4 protein-coding genes and 2 pseudogenes are annotated in these 3,762 nt (G+C 74.9%); 2 read left to right on the plus strand and 4 right to left on the minus strand.

The features are described 5' to 3' along the window. The coding region (locus tag ABZ281_RS41935) for a sodium/proton-translocating pyrophosphatase (RefSeq protein ID WP_356663217.1) at positions 1–103 on the minus strand (103 nt) is incomplete at its 3' end. Then, positions 97–960: pseudogene (locus ABZ281_RS41940) on the minus strand (NmrA family transcriptional regulator); the annotation flags it as partial. The gene ABZ281_RS41935 and the pseudogene ABZ281_RS41940, both read right to left, overlap by 7 nt. A gap of 81 nt (positions 961–1,041) precedes the next feature. Between ABZ281_RS41940 and ABZ281_RS41945 the strand changes: the two are divergent. Next, positions 1,042–2,013, plus strand: coding sequence for an AraC family transcriptional regulator (locus tag ABZ281_RS41945; protein ID WP_356663211.1), 972 nt, complete (start codon positions 1,042–1,044; stop codon positions 2,011–2,013). A 98-nt stretch (positions 2,014–2,111) separates the two neighbouring features. Next, the gene (locus ABZ281_RS41950; RefSeq protein WP_356663213.1) at positions 2,112–2,801 is read left to right on the plus strand and encodes a helix-turn-helix domain-containing protein; all 690 of its coding nucleotides are present in this window, start codon (positions 2,112–2,114) and stop codon (positions 2,799–2,801) included. 172 nt (positions 2,802–2,973) lie between these two features. On the opposite strand, the gene ABZ281_RS41955 is transcribed toward ABZ281_RS41950, so the two are convergent. Both ABZ281_RS41955 and ABZ281_RS41960 read right to left on the minus strand, forming a co-directional pair. Beyond that, entirely contained in the window at positions 2,974–3,390 is a 417-nt protein-coding gene (locus ABZ281_RS41955) for a VOC family protein (RefSeq protein ID WP_356663215.1), read from the minus strand. Between the two features lie 104 nt (positions 3,391–3,494). After that, positions 3,495–3,602, minus strand: a pseudogene (locus tag ABZ281_RS41960) (XRE family transcriptional regulator); the annotation flags it as partial. Positions 3,603–3,762: the final 160 nt, after the last annotated feature.

The following is a 3,762-nucleotide window of genomic DNA, read 5'->3' on the forward strand; positions in this document are numbered from 1 at the left end:
TGCCCGCGCAGTCGCCGACGTTGTCGCCCACATTGTCGGCGATGGTCGCGGCATTGCGCGGGTCGTCCTCCGGAATGCCCTGTTCGACCTTGCCGCTTTCCAGGTCCCCGCCGCGGCCTCCTCGCGCACGAAGTCGCCGAAGTCCCGGGGCGCACGGCGCAGGACCTCCCGCACACCGCCCGACAGGCGCGCGTTGCGGCCGTCGAGGAGGGTGTCGAAGATCGCCGTCATGCCCGCCACCTCCTCCCGCGGCACACCGAAGCCGACCAGCGCCTCTCCGTAGTCCCGTGTCGAGACGGCCCGGTACGTCAGCGGGCGCCCCGTCGCCCCGGCGATCTCGGCGACGGCCTCCCCGAAGGTCAGCAGCCGCGCCCCGGAGAGCGTGAGCGTGCGCCCCACGTACCGCTCGCCGGACGTCAGCGCGGCCACCACCACGTCCGCGATGTCCCGCACGTCGAGGAACGGCTCACGCACCTCGTCGGCCGGGAAGACCAGTCCACCGCTCTCCCGCAGCTCCGCCACCAGCGGCCCCTCGCTGAAGTTCTGCGCGAACCACGCGGCCCGAACGACCGTCCAGTCCGCCCCCGAGGCGTGCACCGCCTCCTCGGTGGGCAGCGCCTGGTCCTCGCCCCGTGCGGACAGCAGCACCAGCCGCCGTACCCCCAGCCCGACCGCCTCCCGCGCCAGTGCGCCCACGGCCTCGGCGGCACCCGGAGCGCCGACGTCCGAGGGGTGGGCGAGATAGGCCGCATCGGCGCCACGCAGGGTGTCCGCCCAGGTCGAGCGGTCCCACCAGTCGAAGCCCGTCGCCCGCGACGCCGCCCGCACCGTGAGCCCGGCCGCCTTCGCGGCCCGCGCCACCCTGCTCCCGGTACGCCCCGACGCGCCCGTCACCACCACCGTCATGCCCTGGGTGTTCCGTACCGCGTTCCGTGTCGTGTGCTCCGCCGTGTTCGTCATGCCGTCGAGTCAACTGCCGTATCCCGCACGGAACCATCGCTGAACGGCTCATTCCCATACGACCGCGTCTACGCTGGCCGCATGGACCCGCCCCCACGCTCGGCCACGCTCACGCGGGGGGACCCCCTCGCCGGTCTGCTGGAGGGCCCCCGCGCCCGGGGCGCCTTCATGATCAGGGCCTGCTTCGACCCGCCGTGGGCGGTCCGCGTCGAGGACCGGGCCCCGCTCACCGTGATGCTCGTCGTCCGCGGCGAGGCGTGGATCGTGCCCGACCAGGGCGAGAGCGCGCGGCTCAGGGCCGGGGACCTCGCCATCGCCCGCGGCCCGGACCCGTACACCTGCGCCGACGCCCCCGGCACGGCGCCGCAGGCGGTGATCCTTCCGCACCAGGAGTGCCGCCACCCCGACGGACGGCCCCTCAACGGCTCCATGGACCTGGGGGTGCGCACCTGGGGCGACCGGCTCGACGGGGACACCGTGATGCTGATCGGCACCTACCCGATGCAGGGCGAGGTCGGCGGGCGGCTGCTGGACGCCCTGCCACCGCTGCTCACCCTCACGACGGACGTGTGGGACTGCCCGCTCACGCCCTACCTCGCCGAGGAGATCGCCCGCGACGAGCCGGGGCAGGAGATCGTCCTGGACCGGCTGCTGGATCTGCTGGTCATCGCGGCGCTGCGGGCCTGGTTCGCCCGCCCCGAGGCGGAGGCACCGGGCTGGTACCGGGCCCTCGCCGACCCGGTCGTCGGCGGTGTCCTGCGCCTCCTCCAGGACGACCCGGCCCACCCGTGGACCCTCGCCACGCTCGCCGCGAAGGCCGGGGTGTCCCGGGCCGCGCTGGCCCGTCGCTTCACCGTCCTGGTGGGCGAGCCCCCGATGAGCTACCTCACCGGCTGGCGCCTCGCCCTCGCCGCCGACCGTCTGCGCGACTCCGCCGACACCCTCGACGCGGTGGCCCGCAGGGTGGGCTACGGCAGCGCGTTCGCCCTGTCGACGGCGTTCAAGCGGGTGTACGGGGTGAGCCCGGTGGAGTACCGGGGGCGGGTGGCGTAGCGGCGGGCACCGGGCCCGTGCCTGCTGTCGAGCCACCCTCCGTGCCTGCTGCGTCCGCCCCCGTGCCTGCCGTCCGACCGCGGCGTAGCCTGGCCCACGTGTACGTGGAGCGGGTATCGCGGCTGCCCGGCGCGGTCGTGTGGACCAACACCCCGTCCCGGCCCGGGGTGGGGCGGGTCCTGCCCGACGGGTGCATGGACCTGCTCTGGCACGACGGGCGGCTGATGGTCGCCGGGCCCGACACCCGCGCTTATCTCCCGGGCGGGGTGACCGGCCCCTGGGCCGGGATCCGCTTCTACCCGGGCACGGCACCGGTGCTGCTGGGCGTGCCGGCGCACGAGCTGCGCGACCGGCGCGTCCAGCTCGCGGACCTGTGGCCGGCCTCGCAGGTGCGGCTCCTGGCCGACCGGGTGAACGCGGCCCCCGATCCGGCGAGCGGCCTGGAGGAACTCGCGCTGCGGCAGGCGGCCGGTGCCGAACCCCCGGACCCGCTGCTCCGGCAGCTCGTCACCGCCCTGGACGCGGGCCGCCCCGTCGCCGCCACCGCCGATGAACTCGGTCTCGGCGCACGCCAGTTGCACCGCCGCTCGCTGTCCGCCTTCGGCTACGGCCCCAAGACCCTGGCCCGCATCCTGCGGCTGCGCCGCGCCCTCGCGCTGGCCCGGGCCGGTGTGCCCTTCGCGCAGACGGCCGCCCGGGCCGGCTACGCCGACCAGGCCCATCTGGCCCGTGATGTGAGGGAGTTGTCGGGTCTTGCGCTGGGGGAGCTACTCGGCCGCGGTGGCTAGTGCCGCGGCAGGCAACGTTCGCCCCGGTCACGACGCCCGGCACGCTCCCCCACGCTCTCGACTCCGCTCGGGCAGGGGGTACCCCCACTCGCCGCACCGGCCGAAACCCCAAGTACGTCCAGTACGAGGGCTTCCGGCCGGCACGCCGAGAGCACGCACCAAACGCCGCTCCTCAACGGGCAAACGTTGCCTGCCACGGCACTAGCGGGGCGTACAGATCCACTCCGTTGCCGTCCGGGTCGTGGACGACGGCGTATCGCTGTCCCCAGAAGGCGTCCCACGGCTTGAGCTCGCCGCGGTACCCCGAGCCGACCAGTTCCCCGTACAGCGCGTCCACCTCCTCCGGTCCGTCGCAGCGCAGGGCCAGCGAGGCCCGGCCCCCGCCCGCGGGCGGCTGCCACTCGGGCAGGAAGGAACGGACCGTCGCCTCGGTGTCCAACATCAGCCGCAGCCCGCCTGGCAGTCCGGCCTCGGCGTGCGGCTGGTCCTCGGCGCCGTCCGGAAAGGCGAACCCGAGCCGGCGGTAGAACGCGACGGAGGCGGCCATGTCGGAGACGACCAGGCCGATGGCATCGAATCGTGCAGTCATGGAGCCACCGTAGGCAGGCCCGTACGGCCCGGTCTTGAACGAATCGGACACCCCGGCCCGGCCGCGCCCGGCGGCGCAGCGCCCGGGCGCGGGCCGAAACGGGCCAGCTCGGCGAGGCTCAGACCCGTACGGTCCTTCAGAGCCCGCAGCTGCTCGACCAGGTGCCGCGCCTCCCTCGGCAGTACGTCCGGAAGCGGCCGCCAGCCTGTCATGGCCGTCCCCGCACTGCTCGCCGCCGCCCCGCCCCCGGGCACCGGCCCCTCCCCACCGCATCGTTCCGCACGACCGGCCCATGGCGGTGTAGGGCTCCGCCCTGCCCGGAGGACGATCACCGCCTACCCGAAGGCCGATCACGCCCCCAAAGGACGACCA

It is taken from the genome of Streptomyces sp. NPDC006265, from assembly GCF_040613555.1.
In the GTDB taxonomy this organism is placed as follows: Bacteria; Actinomycetota; Actinomycetes; order Streptomycetales; family Streptomycetaceae; genus Streptomyces.

Bases quoted from the DNA above. Each gene is read 5' to 3' on its own strand.
- ABZ281_RS41955 (WP_356663215.1), bottom strand. From the start codon at position 3,390: ATGACTGCACGATTCGATGCCATCGGCCTGGTCGTCTCCGACATGGCC.
- ABZ281_RS41945 (WP_356663211.1), top strand. From the start codon at position 1,042: ATGGACCCGCCCCCACGCTCGGCCACGCTCACGCGGGGGGACCCCCTC.